Source organism: Pseudomonas sp. IT-P258 (genome assembly GCF_949767825.1).
Classification (GTDB): domain Bacteria; phylum Pseudomonadota; class Gammaproteobacteria; order Pseudomonadales; family Pseudomonadaceae; genus Aquipseudomonas; species Aquipseudomonas monachiensis.
This window is the reverse complement of the sequence record NZ_CATKPU010000016.1, coordinates 28,394-52,244: the sequence shown is the minus strand read 5'-3', so window position 1 is coordinate 52,244 and position 23,851 is coordinate 28,394. Positions and strand designations below refer to the sequence as shown.

General features: G+C 60.7%; 21 protein-coding genes. 8 read left to right on the top strand and 13 right to left on the bottom strand.

Annotation, left to right across the window (positions count from 1 at the left end; genetic code table 11):
* Positions 1-5 precede the first annotated feature (5 nt).
* Positions 6-914 (top strand): DMT family transporter, encoded by a 909-nt coding sequence (locus ACM6G4_RS05585; RefSeq protein WP_414913227.1) that lies wholly within the window; start codon positions 6-8, stop codon positions 912-914.
* Between the two features lie 131 nt (positions 915-1,045).
* On the opposite strand, the gene ACM6G4_RS05580 is transcribed toward ACM6G4_RS05585, so the two are convergent.
* The 6 genes from ACM6G4_RS05580 to ACM6G4_RS05555 all read right to left on the bottom strand — a co-directional run bounded on the left by ACM6G4_RS05580 (position 1,046) and on the right by ACM6G4_RS05555 (position 8,517).
* On the bottom strand, positions 1,046-2,626 hold the full coding sequence (locus ACM6G4_RS05580; protein ID WP_414913226.1) for an aldehyde dehydrogenase (NADP(+)): 1,581 nt from the start codon (positions 2,624-2,626) through the stop codon (positions 1,046-1,048).
* 42 nt (positions 2,627-2,668) lie between these two features.
* A complete protein-coding gene (araD1, locus tag ACM6G4_RS05575) occupies positions 2,669-3,664 on the bottom strand; it encodes an AraD1 family protein (RefSeq protein WP_414913225.1) in 996 nt (331 codons plus the stop codon).
* A gap of 52 nt (positions 3,665-3,716) precedes the next feature.
* Entirely contained in the window at positions 3,717-4,892 is a 1,176-nt protein-coding gene (locus tag ACM6G4_RS05570; RefSeq protein ID WP_015096352.1) for an L-rhamnonate dehydratase, read from the bottom strand.
* Positions 4,893-5,223: 331 nt separating this feature from the next.
* Positions 5,224-6,228 carry a 4-hydroxythreonine-4-phosphate dehydrogenase PdxA gene (locus ACM6G4_RS05565; RefSeq protein ID WP_414913224.1) on the bottom strand — a complete coding sequence of 335 codons (1,005 nt, stop codon included), beginning with the start codon at positions 6,226-6,228 and terminating at the stop codon, positions 5,224-5,226.
* Complete coding sequence (locus ACM6G4_RS05560; RefSeq protein ID WP_414913223.1) at positions 6,225-7,184, bottom strand: amidohydrolase family protein; 960 nt, start codon at positions 7,182-7,184, stop codon at positions 6,225-6,227. Before ACM6G4_RS05560 ends, ACM6G4_RS05565 begins: the two co-directional genes overlap by 4 nt.
* Entirely contained in the window at positions 7,177-8,517 is a 1,341-nt protein-coding gene (locus tag ACM6G4_RS05555; RefSeq protein ID WP_414913222.1) for an MFS transporter, read from the bottom strand. The genes ACM6G4_RS05560 and ACM6G4_RS05555 overlap by 8 nt, the downstream gene beginning before the upstream one ends.
* Positions 8,518-8,905: 388 nt before the next feature.
* On the opposite strand from ACM6G4_RS05555, the gene ACM6G4_RS05550 reads away from it, so the two are divergent.
* The 4 genes from ACM6G4_RS05550 (at position 8,906) to ACM6G4_RS05535 (ending at position 13,042) form a co-directional block, all read left to right on the top strand.
* On the top strand, positions 8,906-9,919 hold the full coding sequence (locus ACM6G4_RS05550; RefSeq protein ID WP_414913221.1) for a Bug family tripartite tricarboxylate transporter substrate binding protein: 1,014 nt from the start codon (positions 8,906-8,908) through the stop codon (positions 9,917-9,919).
* A gap of 52 nt (positions 9,920-9,971) precedes the next feature.
* Positions 9,972-10,505, top strand: coding sequence for a tripartite tricarboxylate transporter TctB family protein (locus ACM6G4_RS05545; protein ID WP_414913220.1), 534 nt, complete (start codon positions 9,972-9,974; stop codon positions 10,503-10,505).
* Positions 10,502-12,031, top strand: coding sequence for a tripartite tricarboxylate transporter permease (locus tag ACM6G4_RS05540; RefSeq protein ID WP_414913219.1), 1,530 nt, complete (start codon positions 10,502-10,504; stop codon positions 12,029-12,031). The genes ACM6G4_RS05545 and ACM6G4_RS05540 overlap by 4 nt, the downstream gene beginning before the upstream one ends.
* A 69-nt stretch (positions 12,032-12,100) precedes the next feature.
* A complete protein-coding gene (locus ACM6G4_RS05535; protein WP_414913218.1) occupies positions 12,101-13,042 on the top strand; it encodes a LysR family transcriptional regulator in 942 nt (313 codons plus the stop codon).
* 46 nt (positions 13,043-13,088) lie between these two features.
* Here ACM6G4_RS05535 and ACM6G4_RS05530 read toward each other — a convergent pair whose 3' ends face one another.
* From ACM6G4_RS05530 to cysK, 3 genes are all read right to left on the bottom strand, one after another.
* Positions 13,089-13,952 carry a DMT family transporter gene (locus ACM6G4_RS05530; protein WP_223541612.1) on the bottom strand — a complete coding sequence of 288 codons (864 nt, stop codon included), beginning with the start codon at positions 13,950-13,952 and terminating at the stop codon, positions 13,089-13,091.
* Positions 13,953-14,417: 465 nt separating this feature from the next.
* Positions 14,418-15,356 carry an aspartyl/asparaginyl beta-hydroxylase domain-containing protein gene (locus tag ACM6G4_RS05525; RefSeq protein WP_056721371.1) on the bottom strand — a complete coding sequence of 313 codons (939 nt, stop codon included), beginning with the start codon at positions 15,354-15,356 and terminating at the stop codon, positions 14,418-14,420.
* A 263-nt stretch (positions 15,357-15,619) separates the two neighbouring features.
* Positions 15,620-16,594: a cysteine synthase A gene (gene cysK / locus ACM6G4_RS05520; RefSeq protein ID WP_056721369.1), complete on the bottom strand. Its 975-nt coding sequence runs from the start codon at positions 16,592-16,594 to the stop codon at positions 15,620-15,622.
* Between the two features lie 130 nt (positions 16,595-16,724).
* Between cysK and ACM6G4_RS05515 the strand changes: the two genes are divergently transcribed.
* The 3 genes from ACM6G4_RS05515 (at position 16,725) to ACM6G4_RS05505 (ending at position 19,984) form a co-directional block, all read left to right on the top strand.
* Positions 16,725-17,801, top strand: coding sequence for a DUF748 domain-containing protein (locus ACM6G4_RS05515; protein WP_414913217.1), 1,077 nt, complete (start codon positions 16,725-16,727; stop codon positions 17,799-17,801).
* 146 nt (positions 17,802-17,947) lie between these two features.
* On the top strand, positions 17,948-18,793 hold the full coding sequence (locus ACM6G4_RS05510) for an AAA family ATPase (protein ID WP_007911294.1): 846 nt from the start codon (positions 17,948-17,950) through the stop codon (positions 18,791-18,793).
* Positions 18,794-18,805: 12 nt separating this feature from the next.
* Positions 18,806-19,984, top strand: coding sequence for a vWA domain-containing protein (locus ACM6G4_RS05505; protein ID WP_056721361.1), 1,179 nt, complete (start codon positions 18,806-18,808; stop codon positions 19,982-19,984).
* A gap of 117 nt (positions 19,985-20,101) precedes the next feature.
* Here the strand turns inward: ACM6G4_RS05505 and ACM6G4_RS05500 are convergent, their stop codons facing one another.
* From ACM6G4_RS05500 to ACM6G4_RS05485, 4 genes are all read right to left on the bottom strand, one after another.
* Positions 20,102-21,028: a biotin-dependent carboxyltransferase family protein gene (locus ACM6G4_RS05500; protein WP_414913216.1), complete on the bottom strand. Its 927-nt coding sequence runs from the start codon at positions 21,026-21,028 to the stop codon at positions 20,102-20,104.
* Positions 21,025-21,729: a 5-oxoprolinase subunit B family protein gene (locus ACM6G4_RS05495; protein ID WP_056721357.1), complete on the bottom strand. Its 705-nt coding sequence runs from the start codon at positions 21,727-21,729 to the stop codon at positions 21,025-21,027. Before ACM6G4_RS05495 ends, ACM6G4_RS05500 begins: the two co-directional genes overlap by 4 nt.
* The gene (locus tag ACM6G4_RS05490) at positions 21,726-22,478 is read right to left on the bottom strand and encodes a 5-oxoprolinase subunit PxpA (protein ID WP_414913215.1); all 753 of its coding nucleotides are present in this window, start codon (positions 22,476-22,478) and stop codon (positions 21,726-21,728) included. The genes ACM6G4_RS05495 and ACM6G4_RS05490 overlap by 4 nt, the downstream gene beginning before the upstream one ends.
* Positions 22,479-22,551: 73 nt before the next feature.
* Positions 22,552-23,838 (bottom strand): MFS transporter, encoded by a 1,287-nt coding sequence (locus ACM6G4_RS05485; protein ID WP_056721353.1) that lies wholly within the window; start codon positions 23,836-23,838, stop codon positions 22,552-22,554.
* Positions 23,839-23,851: the final 13 nt, after the last annotated feature.

The window sequence follows — 23,851 nt, the reverse complement described above, 5'->3', positions numbered from 1 at the left end:
TCGCTGTGAACCCCGTCGATATTTTCCGTTTACTGTCCCTGGCGGCCATTTGGGGTGCGAGTTTTCTGTTCATGCGCATCATCGCCCCGGTGATTGGCAGCATTCCTACCGCTTTTTTCCGAGTATCGATAGCCGCTGCCGGACTGCTGGTGATTCTTGGGCTGATGCGCATCAGTTGGGATTTCAAGGGCAAACTCAAGACCGTGATGCTGCTCGGGGTGATCAACTCCGGGATTCCGGCGACGCTCTATTCGGTGGCCGCGCAGGTGCTGCCGGCCGGTTACTCGTCGATCTTCAATGCCACGACACCCTTGATGGGCGTGCTGATCGGCGGCCTGTTTTTCCATGAAAGGCTCACTGGCGCCAAACTTGGCGGCGTGTTTCTGGGGCTGTTCGGCGTGGGCGTGCTGACCCGTGCCGGGCCGGTGGCGTTCGATATGGAACTGCTGATGGGTGCCGTCGCCTGCCTGCTTGCGACCACCTGCTACGGATTTGCGGGGTTTCTGGCCCGCCGCTGGCTCGATCAGGCCGGTGGTCTGGACAGCCGTTTGTCGGCACTGGGCAGTATGCTCGGAGCGACGTTGTTCCTGCTGCCGCTGTTCGGCTACAGCGTGATCAGCCAGCCACCCGCAAGCTGGGGCGGCTGGAGTGTCTGGCTCTCGTTGCTGGGGTTGGGTCTGGGATGCACGGCGTTTGCGTACATTATTTACTTCCGGCTCCTGAGCTCGATTGGTCCGGTGAAATCGATGACTACGACCTTTTTGATCCCGCTATTCGGCGTGTTGTGGGGGGCGCTGTTTCTCGATGAGCCGCTGTCGTTGGCGCATATCTATGGCGGGTTGTTGATTGCGCTGGCGTTGTGGCTGGTGTTGAAGCCGGCTGTCGTGAAACCGGGCTTGGTGGCTGACCGGTAGAAGTGTTGCGTTGTGGATGACGCCTTCGCGGGCAAGCTCGCTCCCACAGTATTTGATGTCGTACAGAAAATTTGTACGCGACATCGAACCCTGTGGGAGCGGGCTTGCTCGCGAAGGCGTCCGCTCAGGCACTACAAGGCTGGATCACTGACCTCCCCATCCAACAACCGCCGAATCCCCAGCGGATTGCCGTTCTGCAACGCCTCGGGCAACAGCGCATCCGGGTAATTCTGGAAGCACACCGGCCGCAGGAAGCGATCGATCGCCAAGGTGCCGACGGACGTGCCCCGCGAGTCAGATGTCGCCGGGTACGGCCCGCCATGCACCATGGCCTCGCAGACTTCGACCCCGGTCGGATAGCCGTTGAGCAAGATCCGACCGACCTTCTCTTGCAGCAATTCAGCCAGCCAGCGGTACTCCAGCAATTCATCCGCCTCGCCAATCAGCGTCGCCGTCAGTTGCCCGCGCAGCCCCTGCAACGCCGCCGACAACTGCGCCCGGTCCTCGACCTCGATGACGATGGTGGTTGGCCCGAACACTTCCTCCTGCAGCAACTCATCACCCTTGAGCAACAGGCTGACATCGGCCTTGAACACCTGTGGCTGCGCCTGATTGCCCTGTTGCGGACGGCCCGCCAGATGGCTCAGGCCCGGATGCTCGTGCAGTTCGCCAAGGCCTCGGCTGTAGCTGGCCAGCGCACTGGCGTTAAGCATGGTTTGCGCCGGTTGCTGGTTCATGTGGGCGCAGAATGTCTCAAGAAAAGCGCTGAACTGCGGCGAGCGCACAGCGACGACCAACCCCGGATTGGTGCAGAACTGCCCACAGCCCAGGGTCACCGAACCGGCCAGTTGTGCCGCGATCTGCTCGCCGCGTACCTTGAGGGCTTCGGGCAGCAGGAACACCGGGTTGATGCTCGACATTTCGGCGAACACCGGGATCGGCTGCGGCCGGGTCGCCGCCATGTGACTCAGGGCATTGCCACCCTTGAGCGAACCGGTGAAGCCCACCGCCTGAATCGCCGGATGCTTGACCAGCCACTCACCGACGCCACCGCCATAAATCATGTTGAACACTCCGGCCGGCATTTCCGTGCGTTCGGCGGCACGGATGATCGCGTCAGCCACCCACCCGGCGGTCGCCATGTGCCCGCTGTGGGCCTTGAATACCACCGGACAACCGGCGGCCAGTGCCGAGGCTGTATCACCGCCGGCGGTGGAGAACGCCAGCGGAAAGTTGCTGGCGCCGAACACCGCGACCGGTCCGAGGGCGATGCAGTACTGACGCAGATCCGGACGCGGCAATGGCTGACGATCCGGTAATGCACGGTCGATGCGCGCACCGTAAAAGTCGCCGCGACGCAGCACCTTGGCGAACAGGCGCAACTGGCCGCTGGTGCGCCCCCGTTCACCTTGAATACGCCCGGCCGGCAACGCGGTTTCGCGACACACGGTGGCGACGAACTCATCGCCCAGCCCGTCGATTTCATCGGCAATGGCATCGAGGAACCGCGCACGTTTTTCCGCACTCAGATTGCGGTAGATCGGATATGCCGCTGCTGCCGCTTTCGCGGCGGCATCCACCTCGGCTTCACTGGCCTGGAAGAAGGTTTGGGGCAACGGCTCGCCAGTGCTGGCGTCGAGGCTTTGCAGCTGCAGCGTGCCGTTGGCGCTACGGCGACCGCCGATGTAGTTGTGTCCAAGTGGCAATGTCATTGGGGGGTCCTTGACCGGCCAGCAACGCCGGAGATTGAAGGCTTAAAGCGTACGCACCTGACCGATGCCCAGTGGCTGGGCGCTCTCACCGATGCCGTTGTCCAACGGCGCACCGAACTCATCGAGACTGATCTGGAAGCGATCCCCCGGTTGGGTTTTCACACCGTCGGCAAACGACAGCGTGGCGGTGCCGAAGTAGTGCACATGGATATCGCCGGGACGCAAAAACTGCGCGTATTTGAAGTGGTGGAATTCGAGGTTGGCCAGGCTGTGGCACATGTTGTGTTCGCCGCTGAGAAACTCTTTCTCCCAGAGGGTTTCACCATTGCGCCTGATGCGGCTGGTGCCGACCAGGTGCCTGGGCAATTCACCGACACGCAACTCCGGGCCATAGGAGCAACTGCGCAGTTTCGAATGGGCGAGGTACAAGTAGTTGCGCCGTTCCATGATGTGGTCGGAGAACTCGTTGCCCAGCGCAAAACCGACACGGTAGGGCTGGCCGTCGTCGCCGATTACATAGAGACCGGTCAGCTCCGGTTCTTCACCGGCGTCCTCGGCAAACGGCGGCACCGGGAAGTCCGCACCGGGGCGCACGACGATGCTGCCGTCGCCCTTGTAGAACCATTCCGGTTGCGCGCCGACCAGCCCCGCCGCTGGCTTGCCACCTTCAAGGCCCCATTTGAATATGCGCATGGTGTCGGTCATGCCGGCTTCGACTTCACCGTCATGCTGGTGCATTTTGTCCCGCGCCGACGCGCTGCCCAGATGAGTCAGGCCGGTGCCGCTGATCAGGCAATGGGCCGGGTCTTCGTGATCCAGCGGCGGCAGTACTTTGCCCTGCTGCAACAGCGTCGAGTAATCCGGTCCCGGTTCGGTGCCGCGCAAGGCGACTTCTTCTTGCAGATTGCGTTGCGCACGAATCGCCGCCAGCGCCAGTTCACGGGTGCTGCGGGTATCGCGCACCACCAGAATCTGCGCCCCGGCGACCAGGCCGACCTGACGCTCGCCGTCAGTGTTTTCAAATTGAATCAGGTGCATGTTGTGTCTCCGATCAGTCAACCGAACGCCGCCCGAAAGCGGCGCTTGAAGGTCATTCGATGATGTTGAAATCGCTCAGGTACTCATCGGAGATTTCCAGGCCCAGGCCCGGCTTGTTGTCGTCGAGCTGGATATAGCCATTGACCGGTTGCGGCTCGCCCTTGAACACGTAGTAAAAGAGTTCGTTGCCGACTTCGACGTCGAACACAGGGAAGAACTCGGCCATCGGTGAGGCGGTGGTGGACATGGTCAGGTGGTAGTTGTGCATCTGCCCGGCGTGGGGGATGACCGGCACAGACCAGGCTTCGGCCATGGCGTTGATCTTGCGCGCGGCGGTGATACCGCCGACGCGGTTGGTGTCGTACTGGATCACGTCGACGGCGCGGCGTTCCAGCAGGTCTTTGAAGCCGTAGGAGGTGAACTCGTGCTCGCCGCCGGAGATCGGCATGATCCCCATCTTCTTCAGCTCGATGTATCCTTCGATGTCGTCGGCGATCACCGGCTCTTCGAGCCAGCGCGGTTCGAATTCGGCCAGTTTCGGCAACATGCGCCGGGCATATTCCAGAGTCCAGCCCATGTAGCATTCGAGCATGATGTCGACGTCCGGGCCGGCCAGCTCACGCAGGGCGCGCACTTGTTCGATGTTGCGGCGCATGCCCGCCGGCCCGTCTTTCGGGCCGTAGCCGAAGCGCATTTTCAGCGCGGTGAAACCTTGGCTCAGATAACCTTGGGCCTCTTCGAGGAACAGGTCGAGGTTGTCGTTGGCGTAGAGCTTGGACGCGTAGGTCCAGATCTTTTCCTTGGTGCGCCCGCCCAGCAACTTGAACACCGGTTTGTTAACCGCTTTGCCCATGATGTCCCAGATGGCGATGTCGATCGCCGAGATCGCCGCCATGCCGATGCCTTTGCGGCCCCAGGCGTGGCTCTGGCGGTACATTTTCTGCCAGATGTATTCGTTGTCGAACGGGTCTTCGCCAATGGCGATTGGTGCCAGGTAGGTGTCGATAATTTCCTTGGCCACACGTGGTGCCAAGGCGCAGTTACCGATGCCGACGAGGCCGGTATCGGTCTCGACTTCTACCACCAGCCAACCGTGGAAACGGAACGAGCCCATGGCGTCGCCGCGCTCGAACAGGATGTCGCTGGCGTTGGTGCAGAAGTGCGCCTGGGGTGGCACGACTTTGCCTTTCCACTCGAAAACGCGGGTACGGATCGCTTTGATTTTCATGAATACTGTTCCTTGGGCTACCGGCCTTCTTGTCATTGTTGGTCGTGTGCGCAGAGCCTCCTGTTGGGTGGGCTACGGCATTCGATGGGCCGACTTTAGCCAGCGCCCGGGGGCTGCGGATAATCACTTATGCGTATCCGGCGATAACCTGGAGTGATAGCGAAACCGAGTAAGTGGGCGGATCGGGTTATCAGCCACACCACAAAGCAAATGTGGGAGCGGGCTTGCTCGCGAAGAGGGAGTGTCAGTCGACGTAGAGGTCGTCTGACCCACCGCATTCGCGAGCAAGTCCGCTCCCACAGGGGATTTTTGTCGTTTTGGAAATCCGGGATCAGTGGCGATTACGCCCCATCCGGCAGGCAATCTCGAACGCCTGCCGGATCGCGCCGACGTTGGCCTTGCCCTGCCCCGCGATATCAAATGCAGTGCCATGGGCCGGGGTGGTGATCGGGATCGGCAACCCACCCTGCACCGTCACCCCACGGGAGAAGCCCATCAGCTTGATCGCGATCTGGCCCTGGTCGTGGTACATGGTCACCACCGCGTCGAAGGCACTGGCATCGCCCTGGACCTTGAGGAAAATCGTATCGGCCGGATAGGGTCCATCCGCCGCGATCCCCAGTGCCTGGGCCGAGCGTACCGCCGGGCCGATGATGTCCAGTTCCTCGCGACCGAACGAGCCGTTGTCGCCGTTATGCGGATTCAAGCCGCATACGCCGATCCGCGGCTTTTCCAGGCCGTTGCACTTGAGCGCGGTGTCGATCAGTTGGATCGCTTCCACCACCCGTTGCTGGGTGAGCAGGCCCGGCACATCGGCCAGGGCCACGTGGGACGTCACCCGTGAAGTCCAAAGGTTGTCGAGCACGTTGAATTCGCAGAATGGCCCGTGGAATTCCAGCAACTCGGCGAACCAGTGTAACTCGTCGCTATGGGCCATGCCGGCCATGTGCAACGAGGTTTTGTTCAACGGGCCGAACAGCACCGCATCAGTGGTGCCGGCCTCGGTCAGGCGCAGGGCTTTTTCCAGGGTGTCGAGGCTATAGCGACCGCCGATCACACTGGCTTCGCTGCGTGGAAACTCGCCGACGGTGTCGCCGCGAAAGTCATAGAACAGCGGCGTGTCATCGACGAAGGCCAGATGCTCCAGCGCCTCGACACGTCGATAGGGAAACTCCACGCCGGCGATGCGCATGCCACGGTGCATTTGCGCTTCGTCGGCGATCAGGATCACGTTGGCCTGGCCGCGCACTTCGGGCTCGCCCAGCAGGCGGGCGATCAGCTCAGGGCCGATGCCCGCCGGGTCCCCAAGAACCATCGCGATGGTGGATTTGCTCATGCTTCACTCCTCAAGGGTTCAGGCTGCGCCGGGTCGATGGCGCAAGGTTCGCAGCGATAGACTCGCTGCGCATTGCTGTAGAAAAGTCGCTCCTGATCGGCCGTCGGCAGATCGGCGACAATGGATTTGAAACCGCTGTAGATGTCGTCGAACGAGCCGCAAAGGCTGTCCACGGGAAAATTGCTGGCGAACATCGCCCGGTGGCTGCCGAACATCGCGATCACTTCGCGCACGATCCAGGCGTTGTCCTTGGCGTGCCAGCGCTGGCCGCCCTGCCCCAGGCCGGAAATCTTCACCACGACGTTCGGCCACTGTGCCAGTCTTGCCATCGCCAGACGCCAGCCCGCCAGACCTTCGGCACTGCGGTCGTTGGGCAAGCCGGCGTGGTTGAGAATCAGCGTTATACCGGGAAAATCCCGGGCCAGGCGCTCAGCCTCATGCAGGTTCCACCAAGGTGTCTGCAAATCGAAATGCAGGCCCAGCCCTTCGAGCGCTGCGTAACTGCGGCGCCAGTTTTCGTCGCTCATCAGGCTGCGCATATGCCCCACTTGTTGCGGCTTGGCCGGCCCGCCGGGCTTGTGGCGCACGCTGCGCACATGCTTGAAGCGCGCCTGTTCGGCCAGGACATCAATGGCGTCCGGGTGATCGAGCCAGGCTTGCGCCACGACCGCATTGGGCACGCCGTAGCGGGCGGCCAGTCGTTCGATGAAACGGGTTTCGCCAATCGGATCCTCGGGGTTCCATTCGGTCTCGACGTACACCGTTTGCACCACACGATGCTCGCCGGCATCGGCGAAGTAATCCTCAGGAAAGTAACGGCGCTTGATGGCACTGTAATCACCGTAGCGAAACGAGATATTGGCCTCAGGCGCGAGCCACGGATGGTCGTTGACAGTCGGGTCCCAGAAGTGATGATGGGCGTCGATGATCGGGCCACTCCACAGCGCATTAGTCATGACGCACCTCATCCAGGCTGATGAACAAGGTCGCCAGCACGAAGACTGCCGAGCACGCCGCGAAGAACCCGAGCACCGGGGCAAAGCCACCGGTCGCTTGCAGGATCACCCCCACCAGAATCGGTACCGCGATGCCGCCCGTGCTGCCGGCCATGTTCATCACACCGCCGATCAGGCCGACCCGCGCCGGCGCCGCCAGCAGCGCCGGGAAGCTCCAGTAGAGGCTGCCCCACATCAGGAAAAATGCGGTCATGGCCAACAACGCCACCGCCGCAAAAGGATTGCTCAAGGTCGGCAGCAACAGGAACGCGCCAAGAGCCACCAGGCCGGAAAACGCCAGCAGGCTCTTGACCGCCACACCGCGGCTGACGCCTTTGCGGATCAAGCCATCGCAGAGGAAACCACCGGTCAACGAACCGAGCGCACCGCAGACGAAGATTACGAAGGTCGCCGCGCCAATGCCCTTGATATCAAAACCACGGGCCTGGGCCAGGTAACTCGGGCCCCAGGTCAGCAGGCCAAAATACACCATCGCCCAACTGGCCCGGCCGATCAGCAAACCGCTCAGGGAGCGGGCTGCGATACCCAGGCCTTTGACCGGTACCCGCGCGGCTTCGGCAGCGGGTGTGGCGCGACCGGCGTTGATCTTCTCCAGCTCACCTTCATTGACCTGCGGATGGCTGGCCGGGTCATCGCGCAGGTAACGCCGCGCCAGCCAGGCCAGTACCAGGGTCGCAATACCGGCAATCACAAACGCCAGGCGCCAGGAGTCCAGCGAGGCAATCAGGTAGGCAATGATCAACCCGCCAAGGGCCACACCCAGCGGGCTGCCACTGTCCATCAATACCGCACCGCGACTGCGCTCGCTCGGCGCCAGCCACAGGGAAATCAGCTTGCCGCCCGACGGGAACAGCGGTGCTTCGGCGGCCCCCAGCGCCACCCGCGCAAACAACAATGACAAGCCGCCGGTGGCGAATGCCGCCAGCACCTGGAACGTGCCCCACAAGCCAGTGGACCAACTGATGACCCGGTGAGGACCAAAACGATCGATCAGCCAGCCGCCGGGAATCTGCAACAACGCATAGGCCCAGAAGAAGCTGCTGAGGATCAGCCCTTGCAGGCTCGGTGACAGGGAGAATTCATGGGCGATGGTCGGCATCGCAATGGACAGCGATACCCGGTCGATCAGGTTGACCATGGTCAGCGCGAAGATGATCGCGAATATCCGCCAACGCACGCTGCTGGCCTTGGCGGCTGAGCTCTGCGCGGGTGCCGCGGCCTGGGGCGGGGTATCTGCGCCGGCCAGGTTCAGGGATGCACTGGAACGAGCCATGGTGCGTACCTCTTTTATTATTTTTGTGGAGACAGCAGCGCCGCTTCCTGGCGACGTTTGTGAGCACTATCGAAGGCTCGGCGATAACCGTCTAATCAAATCTTGAAATCAGGCGATAGCCTCGGGTTATGCCATGCATGACTTTCACCGACCTTTCAACGAATACCCCCTTCCCGGGTTTTCCTGGGAAACCGCTCTGGAACAAAGCTCTCGGCGACGGACAGATTTCTGCCCATTCCCCGCTATAACCCCAGGCTATCGGTGTATGTATTGTTTTGACTAGACGCGGTGCCCGCACCTTCACACACTCAGCCCAGGCTTGCGGCTTTACCCCACAGACAAGCCGTTCATAACAATTACAAGAAAATGAAAACGAGGCTCTTCCATCATGCGAAATGCATTCGTCCGTCGCACCTCCCGTCTGTTTCTCGGTTGCACCCTGATCGCCGCCAGCGCCCTTCCCGCTCTCGCTTACGCCTGGCAACCGGACAAGAACGTCGAAATCGTCGTCGCCGGTGGCCCCGGTGGCGGCACTGACCAACTCGGTCGCCTGATCCAGTCGATCATCACTACACACAAGCTGCTCGACGTGAATACCATCGTCCTGAATAAGGGCGGCGGCAACGGTGCCGAAGCCTTCCTCGACATGAAAATGAACAAGGGCGATGCCGAGAAACTGGTGATCGGCACCAACAACATCTACCTGTTGCCCCTGGTGTCCAAGCTCGGCTACCAATGGCAGGAACTGACCCCGATTGCCGCCGTGGCCGAGGACGACTTCATTCTCTGGAGCTACAAGGGCGCGCCGTGGAAAGACGCGAAAAGTTTCTACGAAGCGGTCAAGGCTGACCCGTCGAACCTGCGCATGGGCGGTAGCCAGTCCAAGGACGTCGACCAGACCCTGACCCTGCTGCTCAACCAGATCAACAACAGCAAACTGGTGTACATCCCGTTCAAGAGCGGCAGCGAGGCCGCGACCCAACTGGCCGGTAAACACATCGCCGCCAACGTCAACAATCCCAGCGAAAGCATCAGCCAATGGCGTGGCGATCAGGTCGAGCCACTCTGTGTGTTCAGCAAGGAACGCATGAGCTACACCGAAAAAGTCGCCGGCGACAAATCCTGGGCCGACGTGCCGACCTGTCATGAACAGGGCCTGGGCATCGATCAGTATCGCTTTCCGCGCACCGTGTTCATGCCCGGCGACATTTCCGCCGAACAGCGGGTGTTCTATGTGGAGTTGATGCGCAAAGTCACCGAGACGCCAGAGTTCAAGGCCTACGTCAAACAGAACGCACTGGTGCCGACCTTCCTCGAGGGCGAACCGCTGACCGCCTACATCGAAAAAGACACCGCCCGCGTCACCCCGGTGTTCAAAGAAGCCGGCTGGCTGAAAAACTGAAGTTGCCAGGGCCGCTCGCCCACGAGCGGCCGTCACCTGCTGGAGGTGTTTGATGTCCCATTCTTCGGATTCACCGACGCTGGTCGGCACCCGTTGGGTCGAACTCGGCTTGGCGCTGTTCACCACACTGATCGGCGCCGTGGTGATGTTCGGCAGTGTCGAACAAGGCATCGGCTGGGGCGATGCCGGCCCCGAACCGGGTTACTTCCCCTTCTACATCGGCCTGCTGTTGAGTGCTGCGAGCCTGGCCAATGGCGTACTGACGCTGGTGCGCTGGCAAGCCTTGAGAGTGGCCTTCGTCAGTCGCGACGCGTTCAGGCAAGTGCTGTCGGTGTTCGTGCCGATTGCGCTGTTCGTCGCTGCCATGCCCTTCACCGGCATCTACCTCGCTTCGGCGGCGTTCATTGCCTGGTTCATGTGGCGTGACAAGGTCCGCGCCAAGCCTTATGGCAAATGGATGATCGGCAGCGTGTCACTGGGCGCGGTGCTGGCCAGTTACCTGATTTTCGCGCTGTGGTTCAAGGTGCCGCTGGATGCCGGCCCGATGGGCGACTGGATTGCCCTGGCCGGGAGAAATTTCAAATGAGCGAGTTCGATTCCCTGCTACAAGGCATGAACCTGATCCTCACGCCGGGCCATATCGGCCTGATGGTGATCGGCGTGCTGCTGGGCATTCTGGTCGGCGTACTGCCCGGTCTCGGTGCCCCCAATGGCGTGGCGTTGCTGCTGCCGCTGACGTTCACCATGTCGCCGGTGTCGGCGATCATCCTGTTGTCGTGCATGTATTGGGGCGCGCTGTTCGGCGGCTCGATCACCTCGATCCTGTTCAACATCCCCGGTGAGCCCTCGTCGGTGGCGACCACCTTCGACGGTTACCCGATGGCCCGCGAAGGCCGCGCCGCCGAAGCCCTGACCGCCGCATTCAGCTCGGCCCTGATCGGCGCGCTGTGCGGCGTGCTGTTGCTGACCTTTCTGTCGACCCGGATTGCCGAGTTCGCCATGTCCTTCAGTTCGCCGGAGTTCTTCGCGGTGTACCTGCTGGCGTTCTGTACCTTCATCGGCATGAGCAAGAACCCGCCGCTGAAAACCGTGGTGGCGATGATGATCGGTTTCGCCATGGCCGCCGTCGGCATGGACACCGTGTCCGGCAACCTGCGCCTGACGTTCGACCAGCCGATCCTGATGACCGGCATCAGCTTCGAAGTGGCGGTGATCGGTCTGTTCGGCATCGGTGAAATTCTCTGCACCGTCGAGGAAGGCCTGGTGTTCCGGGGCGAACATGCGCGGATCACGCCGATGGTGATTTTGCGCACCTGGGCCAAATTGCCGCGCTATTGGTGGACCATCGTGCGCAGCACACTTGTCGGTTGCTGGATGGGCATCACTCCGGGCGGACCGACCGCCGCGTCGTTCATGAGCTACAGCCTGGCCCGGCGTTTCTCGAAGAACCGCGACAACTTCGGCAAGGGCGAAATCGAAGGGGTGATCGCCCCGGAAACCGCCGACCACGCCGCCGGCACCAGTGCCCTGCTGCCGATGCTGACCCTGGGTATTCCCGGATCCGCCACGGCCGCTGTGATGCTCGGCGGCCTGATGATCTGGGGCCTGCACCCGGGGCCGACACTGTTCGTCGAGCAACACGATTTTGTCTGGGGCCTGATCGCCAGCATGTACCTGGGTAACGTAGTGAGCCTGATCGTGGTGCTGGCCACCGTGCCGCTGTTCGCCTCGATCCTGCGCATTCCGTTCTCGATCATCGCGCCGATCATCATCATGGTCTGCGCCATCGGTGCCTACTCGGTGCACAACTCGTTCTTCGACGTGGTGCTGATGCTGGGCTTCGGCGCGCTGGGTTATCTGTTCAAGAAACTCGGCTACCCGATCGCGCCGCTGGTGCTGGCGGCGGTGCTGGGGGACAAGGCAGAAGATGCGTTCCGCCAGTCGATGCTGTTCTCCGACGGGCACCTGGGGATTTTCTGGTCCAATCCGTTGGTGGGCAGCCTGACCACGGCGGCGCTGCTGATGCTGTTCTGGCCGTTGATTTCCAAAGCGCTGCAAACCCTGATGGGCCTGCGCAAATCCCACGTCGCCAAGGCAAAATCGGTGCTGTGACACTGCAATGCTGGCAACACCTGGCATTTGTTGTCAGGCTTGCCGCAGTCCTTCTTGCGAGCACGGCCCATGACCCGAATTCCTGATGCCAATGTGATCCACAGTCGACTGCGCCTGCGCCAACTGCGGTTGATGCTGGCGTTGCAGGAGTTCGGCTCGTTGCGCCGTGCCGCCGACCACATCGGCATGACTCAACCGGCCGCGACCAAAATGCTCCATGAGGCCGAGGACCTGTTGGGCGTCGAGCTGTTCGAGCGTTTGCCCCGGGGCATGCGCTCTACCCCCTTCGGGGAAACGGTCATCTACTACGCGCGCATGGTGTTCGCCGAACTCAGCGGCATGCGCGAAGAACTGGTCGCCCTCGAATCCGGTAACCTTGGCCGGGTGGCGGTCGGCGCCATTCCAGCGCTGGCCTCGGGTCTGCTGACCCGCACCATCGCCACCTTGAAACAAAGCCATCCGCGCTTGTCGATGAGCATTCAGGTCGACACCAGCGACGTGCTGGTGCAGGCGCTGTTGCAAGATCAGCTGGATATCGTGCTGGGGCGGATTCCGGCCGGTGCCCGGGCCGAAGAATTGCTGTTTGACAGCCTTGGAGAGGAAGCGCTGTGCGTGATTTGCGGAGCACAGAATCCATTGGCGAAGGCCACGCAACTGAGTTGGGCCGAATTACAGCACATGACCTGGGTGCTGCAACAGCAGCCCAGTCCGATGCGCGCGATCATCAATCAGGTGTTCCACAACGCGCGGGTCGATATCCCGAGCAGCATCGTCGAAACCACCTCGATCATGACCTTGCTGTCATTGATTCAGCAGACCGATATGCTCGGCGTCACGCCGCTGTCGGTGGTCGAGGATTACCCCGGCCGCGACTTGCTCGCGGTGCTGCCGATCAAGTTCGAGGCACGGTTGCCCCCCTTCGGGCTGATCACCCGACGTCATCGCATTCAGTCTTCGGCGATGCAGGCGTTCATGAATTCGGTGCGGGCCGAGCACGCGCTGGCCAAATGAAAAAGGCCCGGAGCATTGCTCCAGGCCTTCCCGGGTTTACCCGCAACTACACGGTTTTACGGAACACAAACACCAGACCGACGATGATCAACAGCATACCGAACAGGCTCAACAGCGCCAGGCGATTGCCGAAGATCAGATAGTCCATCACCGCCGTGACCGCCGGCACCAGGTAAAACAGGCTGGTGACATTCACCAGATTGCCCCGGGCGATCAAGCGGTAGAGCAACAGTGTCGCCAGCACCGACACCACCAGCCCCATCCATAGCACCGGCAGGATGAAACCGCTGCCGTGCTCGAAGTGAAACGGCTGGAAGGGTACGAAAATCCCGCACAACAGCAGTCCGGCCAGATACTGCACCGGCAGTGTGCCGAGGGGATTGTCGGTGATGCGTTTCTGCATGATCGAACCGAAGGTCATGCTCGCCAGCGCCAGCAGACCGAAAAGCATCCCGACCAGCGACATCCCGGCCAGCCCGATGCCCTGATAGACCACCATGACCAACCCGGTCAGCCCCAGGGCCAGGCCGAACATCCTGCTCCAGGAACGCTGGCGCTCCATCAGCACCACGGTGAGGATCGGCTGCACGCCCATGATGGTCGCCATCACCCCAGGCGTGACTTTAAGGTCCAGGGCCAGCAGATAGAAAATCTGATACGCCCCCAACAACACCACGCCGGTGGCCATCGCATACAGCATCGGCTTGCCACCCGCGGGCAACTTCAGCTTGAGCAACGGCACCAGCAACGCCAGGCCGCCCAGGGCGATGACGAAACGAAACATCAGGAAGGCGAAGGGCGACGCGTGGGCAAGCCCCCATTTGGAGAAAATCGCCCCGCTGCTCCACAGCAGAACGAACAGGCTCGTGGACGCCGCCGCGAGCGCGGACTTTTTCGAAAGGACAAACATGAAGACCACCTGTAGTCAGGCAAAAAGCCAACTCAGCCGAAGCTGAAATTCAGTAGTTTTTCCAGGCAGGCAGGGGAACAGCACAAAGCAGCTGATCAGCCCGAAATGCCAACGCCTGGCGGTGATACGACTGCGCACACCGGCGTGCTACTGACAGGTGGGGGGTAATGACTGATCTGCCCGGGCTGCTGATTCCCGCACGGCACGACGCCAGCGTTGACCGCTGAATCGACTACCGCGTTGATGAGGGATGCAGGCATTGGGCTGATCTTTTCTCGAAGGATAAAAAGTGAGTCCGAAACTCACCGTGCGCCGACTATAACCAGCGTACGACATGGATTGCAACGACTCGGCAACGACAGTCGGCACAGAGTCCGCATTGTGCGGTGGAGGAGCACTCAGGGATTACGTGAAGATCCATAAAAAACCGCTCACAACGAGCGGTTTTTTATTCTGTCTACGGCTTCAGCCGAACAACCAATACCCCAACAACGTCGCCACCGCCACCGCCAGCACCGGACGTAGTACGCGGTAGGCCTTGGGGTTGCGCCGCTTCAATTGCTTGACCACGCCACTGAATTTATCACTGGAGCTCTTGCTCCAGGCATAGACCCGGTTAATCCCCCCCACACGCTCGTCGTCCAGGTTCTGAGGGGCTGTGGCGCGACCCAACCAGGTGCTGACACCGCGATTGACTCGGGTCATGAAGCGATTGCTCAGTGGACGCTCGATATCGCAGAACAGGATGACACGGGTCTTTTCCGTTTCATTCTTGACCCAGTGCACGTAGGTCTCGTCGAACATCACGTCTTCACCGTCGCGCCAGGCGTAAACCTGCCCATCGACAAAGATGCGGCAAGCATCGGAGTTGGGGGTGGACAGGCCCAGGTGATAACGCAGGGAGCCGCCAAACGGATCACGATGCGGGTTGAGGTGGCTGCCGCCCGGCAGCAGCGCGAACATTGCACCTTTGACGCTGGGAATGCTGTTGACCAGTTCCACGGTTTTCGGACACAAGACCTCGGCGGAAGGCAGCGGTTTGTCATACCACTTGAGATAGAAACGTTTCCAGCCCTTCTTGAAGAACGATCCGAAACCGGCGTCGTTGTTCTTTGCCGCCGCGCGGATATACCCCTCGTCGAACAAGTGCATCGCTTCATCGCGAATCACCTCCCAGTTGTCCTTGAGCACATCCAGTTCCGGGAACTTGCTGCGATCCAGATACGGTTTCGAAGGCACACCGGAAAACAGGTACATCAAGGCGTTATAGGGGGCGAACAGTGCCGAATGGTTAACGAACTGGCGCAGAACCGGCAGGCGCGCCTTACCACGCAAATGCACATAGAGGGTGCTGCCGAGAAACAGCAACAACAACGATGCCTTCGCGGCAACCGATAAGGTCATCAACAACTCCTTTGAAGATAGACTGCACTGCACCACGTCTATTGCCCGACATGGCTGCCAGTATGATAAACACTACCGACCCGGTGAAAACCTGCACTTTTCAACATTCAATGTTAATGAATGTGCAACAAAGCATTTATTAACATAAGGTGCCTGAACGCTGGCTGATGTAATCCATCATCAACCGGACCAGTTCAATGGATCGCAACCAGCGATAACGCCTCAGCCATCACCGCCAGCCACAATCGGCCAATGTTTAGTGCTTACTGCTGATTCTCCTGCTCGGTAAACAGATCACTGAACAGCATGCTCGACAGGTAACGTTCACCGGAATCCGGAAGAATCACCACGATGGTCTTGCCCTGCATTTCCGGGGTCTCGGCCAGCCGAACGGCCACTGCCATGGCGGCACCGCAGGAAATCCCGCACAAGATTCCTTCTTCCTGCATCAAGCGCAAGGCCATGGCCTTGGACTCTTCGTCACTGACCAGCTCCACCCGATCGACAATCGACAAATCGAGGTTCTTCGGCACAAAACCGGCACCGATGCCCTGGATCTTGTGCGGGCTCGGCTTGATTTCGTCTCCGGCCAGGGCTTGGGTGATCACCGGAGACACCACGGGTTCCACCGCCACCGAGAGTATCGGTTTGCCCTGGGTATTCTTGATATACCGTGAAACCCCGGTGATGGTTCCACCGGTTCCGACGCCTGCCACCAGCACGTCGACCGCGCCGTCGGTATCGTTCCAGATTTCCGGGCCGGTGGTTTTTTCGTGGATGGCCGGGTTGGCCGGGTTGTCGAATTGCCCCGGCATGAAGTACTTCGACGGGTCGCCGGCAACGATTTCACCGGCTTTCTCGATCGCCCCCTTCATACCCTTGGCCGGCTCGGTCAACACCAGTTCGGCGCCCAGTGCCTTGAGCACCTTGCGGCGTTCGATACTCATGGATGCCGGCATGGTCAGCATCAGCTTGTAGCCCCGGGCGGCGGCCACGAAGGCAAGGCCTATGCCAGTATTGCCGGAGGTGGGTTCGACGATGGTCATTCCCGGTTTGAGTTTGCCGCTACCCTCGGCATCCCAGATCATGTTCGCGCCGATCCGGCACTTTACCGAGTAACCGGGGTTGCGCCCTTCGATCTTGGCCAGGATGGTCACACCACGCGGCGCAATGCGATTGATCTGCACCAGAGGCGTGTTGCCGATGGAGTGGGCGTTGTCAGCGAAAATGCGGCTCATGGCTGGGTCCTTAACGACAGCATTGAAATAGGGCATCAAGGTAAGCCCTCTTGCCCGCAGGCGTCCAGTCAGGTCGAACGTCCGCTTATCAGTGCAGTCAATGGCTTTAGATCGCCAGAGATTTGCCGCCATGAAACGTCGATACAGTTGGCCCCTGCTAACCCTCATCGGCCTCGTTGTGTTGCTGATAACGCTCCACATCGCCTTGCCCTATCTGGTGCGCGACTACCTCAATGAGCGGCTGGCGAACATGGGCGACTACCGTGGCCAGATCACCGACGTGGACCTGGCCCTGTGGCGCGGGGCCTACAAAATCAACGGACTGAAAATCGTCAAGATCGATGGCAAGGTTCCGGTGCCTTTCGTCAACGCGCCGTTGATCGACCTCTCGGTCAGTTGGCATTCGCTGTGGTACGACCGGGCGGTAGTGGCCGAAGTGCAGTTCATCAATCCCGAGATCAACTTCGTCGACGGCGGGGCCAACAAGAAAAACTCCCAGACCGGCGAGGGTACCGACTGGCGCGCGCAACTAGGCAAGCTGCTGCCCATTACCCTGAACGAAGTGCAGATCAACGATGGCAAGATCAGCTTTCGCAACTTCAACTCCAAACCACCCGTAAACATGAATGCCACAAAAGTGGATGCCAACATCTACAACCTGACCAACGTGGTCGACACCAAAGGCAAGCGTGATGCGCGCTTCAAAGGTAAAGCCCTGCTGCTGGGGCACGCGCCACTGGAAACCACGGCCACTTTCGATCCCTTGAGCGACTTCGAAGACTTCGAGTTTCGCTTGCGCACCACGGATATCGAACTCAAGCGTTTGAACGACTTCGCCGCGGCCTACGGCAAGTTCGACTTCAATGCCGGCCATGGCGACGTGGTGATCGAAGCCTCGGCCAGCAAGGGGCGACTGACCGGCTATATAAAGCCACTGCTGCGCGATGTTGATGTGTTCAACTGGCAGCAGGATGTACAAAACAAGGACAAAGGACTGTTCCGCTCGATTTGGGAGGCCCTCGTCGGCGGTACCGAGACCGTCCTGAAAAACCAGGGCAAAAACCAGTTTGCGACACGGGTTGAACTCAAGGGCAACGTGCATCAGAAAGATGTCAGCGCATTCCAGGCTTTTTTACAGATTTTACGCAATGGTTTCATCCAGGCATTCAATGCGCGGTATGAGCGACCCCAGCCGGATTCAGGCTGAGTCACCAAGTGACGCCCCATTCAGAGACTGAATAAGCCGTCTGCGTTCACAGTCGACCGGGCAGCGCGTTATAGTCGGGGCTGACCATTTTATTGCGCCCCCGCCCTGCCTCGTTCAGGTCGGCGTTACCGTTCGAGGATTAGCAGATGAAGTTCGAAGGCACCCAGGCCTACGTCGCCACCGATGACCTGAAGCTGGCGGTCAACGCCGCCATCACCCTGGAGCGGCCATTGCTGGTCAAGGGCGAACCGGGCACCGGCAAGACCATGCTCGCCGAGCAACTGGCCGAATCCTTTGGCGCCAAGCTGATCACCTGGCATATCAAGTCCACCACCAAGGCCCACCAGGGCCTGTACGAGTACGACGCGGTCAGCCGCCTGCGCGACTCGCAACTGGGCAACGAAAAAGTCCACGACGTACGCAACTACCTGAAAAAGGGCAAGCTCTGGGAAGCCTTCGAATCCGAAGAGCGGGTGATCCTGCTGATCGACGAAATCGACAAGGCCGACATCGAGTTCCCCAACGACTTGCTGCAAGAACTCGACAAGATGGAGTTCTACGTTTACGAGATCGACGAAACCATCAAGGCCAAGAAACGTCCGATCATCATCATTACCTCCAACAACGAAAAAGAGCTGCCCGACGCCTTCCTGCGCCGCTGCTTCTTCCACTACATCGCTTTCCCCGACCGCACCACCCTGCAAAAGATCGTCGATGTGCACTACCCGGACATCAAGAAAGACCTGGTCAGCGAAGCGCTGGACGTGTTCTTCGACGTGCGCAAGGTGCCGGGCCTGAAGAAGAAACCTTCGACCTCCGAGCTGGTGGACTGGCTCAAGCTGCTGATGGCCGACAACATCGGCGAAGCGGTGCTGCGCGAGCGCGATCCGACCAAGGCTATCCCGCCGCTGGCCGGTGCGCTGGTCAAGAACGAACAGGACGTGCAACTGCTGGAGCGTCTGGCGTTCATGAGCCGTCGCGGCACCCGCTAAGAGGCTGATGCCATGCTGCTCAACCTGTTCAATGAAATGCGCGCAGCCAAGGTGCCGGTCTCGGTGCGCGAGCTGCTGGACCTGATCAACGCGCTGAAACAGCGCGTGACCTTCGCCGACATGGACGAGTTCTATTACCTGTCCCGGGCGATCCTGGTGAAGGACGAACGGCATTTCGACAAGTTCGACCGGGCCTTCGGCGCCTACTTCAATGGCCTGGAAAAGCTCGACGACCACCTGCAGGCACTGATCCCGGAAGACTGGCTGCGCAAGGAGTTCGAGCGTTCGCTGACCGACGAAGAGCGGGCGGCAATCCAGTCCCTCGGTGGCCTGGACAAGCTGATCGAAGAGTTCAAGAAACGCCTCGAAGAACAGAAGGAACGCCACGCCGGTGGCAACAAATGGATTGGCACCGGTGGCACCAGCCCGTTCGGCTCCGGCGGTTTCAACCCGGAAGGCATTCGGGTCGGTGATGCCGGCAAACGCCAGGGCAAGGCGGCCAAGGTCTGGGACCAGCGCGAATACAAGAACCTCGACGACTCGGTTGAGCTGGGTACGCGCAACATCAAGGTCGCGCTGCGTCGCTTGCGCAAATTCGCCCGTCAGGGCGCGGCGGAAGAACTCGATATCGATGGCACCATCGACCACACCGCCAAGGATGCCGGCCTGCTGAACATCCAGATGCGACCGGAGCGGCGCAATACCGTCAAGCTATTGTTGCTGTTCGACATCGGCGGCTCGATGGACGCCCATGTGAAGATTTGCGAGGAGCTGTTCTCGGCCTGCAAGACCGAGTTCAAGCATCTGGAGTACTTCTACTTCCACAACTTCATTTATGAATCGGTGTGGAAGAACAACATGCGCCGCACCTCCGAGCGCACGTCGACCATGGACCTGCTGCACAAGTACGGTGCCGACTATAAAGTGATCTTCATCGGTGACGCGGCCATGGCGCCGTATGAAATCACCCAGGCGGGCGGTAGCGTCGAGCACTGGAACGAAGAAGCCGGTTACGTGTGGATGCAGCGGTTCAAGGAGAAGTACAAGAAGCTCATCTGGATCAACCCGTATCCGAAGGACACCTGGGGCTATACCTCGTCGACCAATATCGTGCGGGATTTGATCGAGGACCAGATGTATCCGCTGACCCTTCGGGGGTTGGAGGAAGGGATGCGGTTTTTGTCCAAGTAGAAATTCGTCGCCTGTGAAGGCCTCTTCGCGAGCAAGCCCGCTCCCACATTGGTTTTGTGCACGACACAGATCAAATGTGGGAGCGGGCTTGCTCCGGGCGGCGATCCGACGAAGCTTTTAGCGGTGAGTGAAACGCTGCAAGTACTCGACCTGTTCGCGATGCGCCATTTCCTGCACCACCGGCCGCAACCGCACCTGCATCCCCGGCAAACACTGCGCCAATCGCGCCAGCGCCAACGGCGTCAACGCTCCCAGACGCGGATAACCGCCAATGGTCTGCCGATCGTTGAGCAACACAATCGGCTGCCCGTCGGGCGGCACCTGGACTGCCCCCAACGGAATACCTTCGGAAATCATCGGTTGGCCCTGGTACTGCAGCGCCGCGCCCAACAGGCGAATGCCCATCCGGTCGGCTCGGCTGTCGATGCTCCACACGCTGTTGAACGCATCGAACAGGCTCTGCCCGCCAAACTCGCCAATCTGCGCACCGAGCACCAGATCCAGCAATGGCTCACCGGTGAAATCCGGCACCCATTGGCCCGGCAACTCCCGGAGCAATACCAGCGAGTTCCCCGAGTAGCTCAAGGACGCGCCTTTACCCAGCGCATGGCCCATTCCGTCCAGGCCGCCGAGTTCCTCACGCACCACCGTCGCGCTGCTGCCCAGCACTTTCGGTGCATCAAACCCACCCGGCGCCGCCAGATAGGCCCGGGCACCGAGTAGCGGCCGGGTGAATTGCAAACGCTGACCTTTGTGCAACCTGAAACTGCGCCAAGGCGCCAGCGCCTCGCCATCCACCTGCGCACCCAAATCCGCTCCGGCCAGCGCCAGTACGCAATCTTCCTCGGCAACGACGGTGAACCCGCCGAGGGTGATTTCGATCACCGACGCATCCAGTCCGTTGCCCAACAGCCAGTTGGCCCAAGACATCGAACGCCAATCGGCCGCTCCGCCCTGGGTCACGCCCAGATGCCGCACGCCGAATCGGCCGGCATCCTGCAACAGGCACAGCGCCGTACTCGCTTCAATCATCAGACGGCTCATGCCTGGGCCTCCAGTGGCGTATCGTCACCGCCCAGGTTAATGAATTCGGCATGGCCGACCGCTTCGAACCTTACGGTGTCACCGGGTTGCATCAAGCTGTAGCCGTCACGGTTGCGATCGAACAGTTTGGTCGGCGTGCGGCCGATCAAATTCCAGCCCCCCGGCGACACCACCGGGTAAGCCGCCGTTTGTCGTTCGGCGATGCCGACACTGCCGGCGGCGACTTTCTTGCGTGGCGTGTTCAGACGCGGCGCGGCGAGCACCTCCTCCACCAACCCCATGAAGGCGAAGCCCGGCGCAAAGCCCAGGGCAAACACCTGGTACTCACGCTCGCAGTGACGACGGATCACCTCCTCCACCGCCAATCCGCTGCGTTGCGACAACAGGCTCAGCTCCGGCCCGACACTCAAGTCGTACCACACTGGCAACACATGGCAGGTACCGCGCGTACGCGCATTGGGCGACAGATCGATCAGTGCCAGGGCAATCAACTCGCGGGCCTGGGCGGGACTCAGTGCGTTCAAGTCGTAATGCACCATCAAGGTGGTGTAGGACGGCACCAGATCGATCAGATGCCCGGCGAATGCCGCGCGCAGACTTTCACTGGCCGCCAGCATCCACGGCATGTTGGTTTCGGCAATTTCATCGAACAGGCGCACCATCAGGCAATCCAGCGCCACAACCTCTACCCGCAGCTTCATGACGCGCTCTGCCGGTTCAAGGCTTCACGGATACGTTGCACGGCAGCGACCGAACTGGCGTTGTCGCCGTGCACGCACAGGGTATTGGCCTGCAAATGCAGGGCACTGCCGTCACTGGCGGTGAGCGGATCGCCACGGGCGATGGTCAGTGCCTGCCCGATGATTGTTTCCGGGTCGTGATGCACCGCTCCCGGCAGTTGTCGTGACACCAGCCTGCCGGCGCTGTCATAAGCACGGTCGGCAAAGGCCTCGAACCACAGGGTCACGCCGTATTCATCGCCCAGTTGTTGGGCGGCGCTGTTGTCGCGGGTGGCCATCAACATCAACGGCAGGTTGCGGTCATAGGACGCTACCGCTTGCAGCACAGCGCGCAGCAGTATCGGGTTGGCCATCATGTCGTTGTACATCGCGCCATGGGGTTTGACGTAGCTGACCCGCCCGCCCTGGGCCCGGCAGATACCGTCGAGGGCGCCGATCTGGTAATGCAGGATGTCTTGAAGTTCCTGGGTGGCATAGGCCATGGAGCGACGGCCGAACCCCACCAGGTCCTGATAGGCCGGATGCGCACCAACTTGCACACCGTGGCCGAGGGCCAGGCTGACAGTCTTGCGCATGATGCTCGGGTCGCCGGCGTGAAAACCGCAGGCGATGTTGGCGCAATCGATGAAGGGCATGATTTCCGCGTCCAGACCCATGGTCCAGCTGCCGAAACTCTCGCCGATGTCGCAGTTCAATAGCAGGCGGCTCACACTGAACACTCCTGTAGGCTTTATTCTTTTCAGCTGTGGGACATATCTATAAGACAGCCCCGCAGGTTATCAGTTACTGGGCGTCGAGTTGCTTGCCACGGGTTTCCGGCAGGCTCAGGGCCGCGAGGATCACCACCCCGTAGGAAACCGCCGCAAAGGCACCGATGCCTACACTCAGTGGCACGGTCTGGCTGAGCAGGCCGATCAGCAGCGGAAACAACGCCGCCAGCGCCCGGCCGATGTTGTAGCAGAAACCCTGGCCCGAACCGCGAATGCGTGTAGGGAACAACTCGGTCAGGAATGCGCCCATGCCGCTGAAAATCCCCGAGGCGAAGAAGCCCAGCGGAAAGCCCAGCCACAGCATCACGCCATTGCTGACCGGCAGTTGGGTGTACAGCAAGACAATGGTGAACGAGCCCACGGCGAACAGGATGAAGTTCTTTTTGCGTCCGAGGATGTCGGTCAAATAGGCGCTGATGACATAACCGACGTAGGACCCGACGATCACCATTGCCAGATAACCGCCTGTGCCGAGTACGCTCAAACCGCGCTCGTTTTTCAGGAAAGTCGGCAACCAGGACGTGATCGCGTAGTAGCCACCCAGCGCGCCGGTGGTCAGCAACGAAGCGCGAATCGTGGTGAACAGCATGCCGGGGGCGAAGATCTCGTAGAACTTCGACGGATTGCTCGGCTCCTGTTTAGCCTTGGCCTCACGGTAGATTTCCGGGTCTTTCACCAGTCGGCGAACGAAGATCACGAAAATCGCCGGCACGATGCCAAGGATGAACAGCGCGCGCCAGGCGTCTTCCGGTGGCAATACCGAGAACAGTAGCGCATATAGAATCGCGGTCAGCCCCCAACCCAGCGCCCAGCCGGACTGCACCATGCCCACCGCCTTGCCACGGTCCTGGGCACGAATCACTTCGCCGATCAGCACCGCTCCGGCCGTCCACTCGCCGCCGAAACCGAAGCCCATCAACGTGCGGGCAATCAGCAGTTGCTCGTAGCTCTGGGCAAAGCCGCAGAGGAAGGTGAAGAAGGCAAACCACAGCACGGTCAGTTGCAAGGTGCGCACACGACCGATGCGGTCGGACAGAATCCCCGCCACCCAGCCACCGATGGCCGAAGCGATCAGCGTGCTGGTGTGAATCAGCCCGGCCTGGCCGGTGGTGATGCCCCACATGGCAATCAGGGTCGGCACCACGAAGCTGAGCATCTGGGTGTCCATGCCGTCCAGGCCATAGCCGATCTTGCAGCTCCAGAAGGTGCGGCGTTCCTGCTGATTGATGTTGCGATACCAGTCGAAAGGTCCCGGGCGGGCCGAGGCTTTCGGAATGAAGGGGGTGTCGGGCGCACTCATGGCAAATCTCCGC

Excerpts from the sequence above, each read along its gene's own strand:
- ACM6G4_RS05485 (WP_056721353.1), bottom strand. The coding sequence starts at position 23,838 with ATGAGTGCGCCCGACACCCCCTTCATTCCGAAAGCCTCGGCCCGCCCG.
- cysK (WP_056721369.1), bottom strand. The coding sequence starts at position 16,594 with ATGAGCCGCATTTTCGCTGACAACGCCCACTCCATCGGCAACACGCCT.
- ACM6G4_RS05510 (WP_007911294.1), top strand. The coding sequence starts at position 17,948 with ATGAAGTTCGAAGGCACCCAGGCCTACGTCGCCACCGATGACCTGAAG.
- ACM6G4_RS05580 (WP_414913226.1), bottom strand. The coding sequence starts at position 2,626 with ATGACATTGCCACTTGGACACAACTACATCGGCGGTCGCCGTAGCGCC.
- ACM6G4_RS05540 (WP_414913219.1), top strand. The coding sequence starts at position 10,502 with ATGAGCGAGTTCGATTCCCTGCTACAAGGCATGAACCTGATCCTCACG.
- ACM6G4_RS05545 (WP_414913220.1), top strand. The coding sequence starts at position 9,972 with ATGTCCCATTCTTCGGATTCACCGACGCTGGTCGGCACCCGTTGGGTC.
- ACM6G4_RS05525 (WP_056721371.1), bottom strand. The coding sequence starts at position 15,356 with ATGACCTTATCGGTTGCCGCGAAGGCATCGTTGTTGTTGCTGTTTCTC.
- ACM6G4_RS05500 (WP_414913216.1), bottom strand. The coding sequence starts at position 21,028 with ATGAGCCGTCTGATGATTGAAGCGAGTACGGCGCTGTGCCTGTTGCAG.
- ACM6G4_RS05505 (WP_056721361.1), top strand. The coding sequence starts at position 18,806 with ATGCTGCTCAACCTGTTCAATGAAATGCGCGCAGCCAAGGTGCCGGTC.
- araD1 (WP_414913225.1), bottom strand. The coding sequence starts at position 3,664 with ATGCACCTGATTCAATTTGAAAACACTGACGGCGAGCGTCAGGTCGGC.
- ACM6G4_RS05495 (WP_056721357.1), bottom strand. The coding sequence starts at position 21,729 with ATGAAGCTGCGGGTAGAGGTTGTGGCGCTGGATTGCCTGATGGTGCGC.
- ACM6G4_RS05550 (WP_414913221.1), top strand. The coding sequence starts at position 8,906 with ATGCGAAATGCATTCGTCCGTCGCACCTCCCGTCTGTTTCTCGGTTGC.
- ACM6G4_RS05530 (WP_223541612.1), bottom strand. The coding sequence starts at position 13,952 with ATGTTTGTCCTTTCGAAAAAGTCCGCGCTCGCGGCGGCGTCCACGAGC.
- ACM6G4_RS05555 (WP_414913222.1), bottom strand. The coding sequence starts at position 8,517 with ATGGCTCGTTCCAGTGCATCCCTGAACCTGGCCGGCGCAGATACCCCG.
- ACM6G4_RS05560 (WP_414913223.1), bottom strand. The coding sequence starts at position 7,184 with ATGACTAATGCGCTGTGGAGTGGCCCGATCATCGACGCCCATCATCAC.
- ACM6G4_RS05565 (WP_414913224.1), bottom strand. The coding sequence starts at position 6,228 with ATGAGCAAATCCACCATCGCGATGGTTCTTGGGGACCCGGCGGGCATC.
- ACM6G4_RS05515 (WP_414913217.1), top strand. The coding sequence starts at position 16,725 with ATGAAACGTCGATACAGTTGGCCCCTGCTAACCCTCATCGGCCTCGTT.
- ACM6G4_RS05535 (WP_414913218.1), top strand. The coding sequence starts at position 12,101 with ATGACCCGAATTCCTGATGCCAATGTGATCCACAGTCGACTGCGCCTG.
- ACM6G4_RS05570 (WP_015096352.1), bottom strand. The coding sequence starts at position 4,892 with ATGAAAATCAAAGCGATCCGTACCCGCGTTTTCGAGTGGAAAGGCAAA.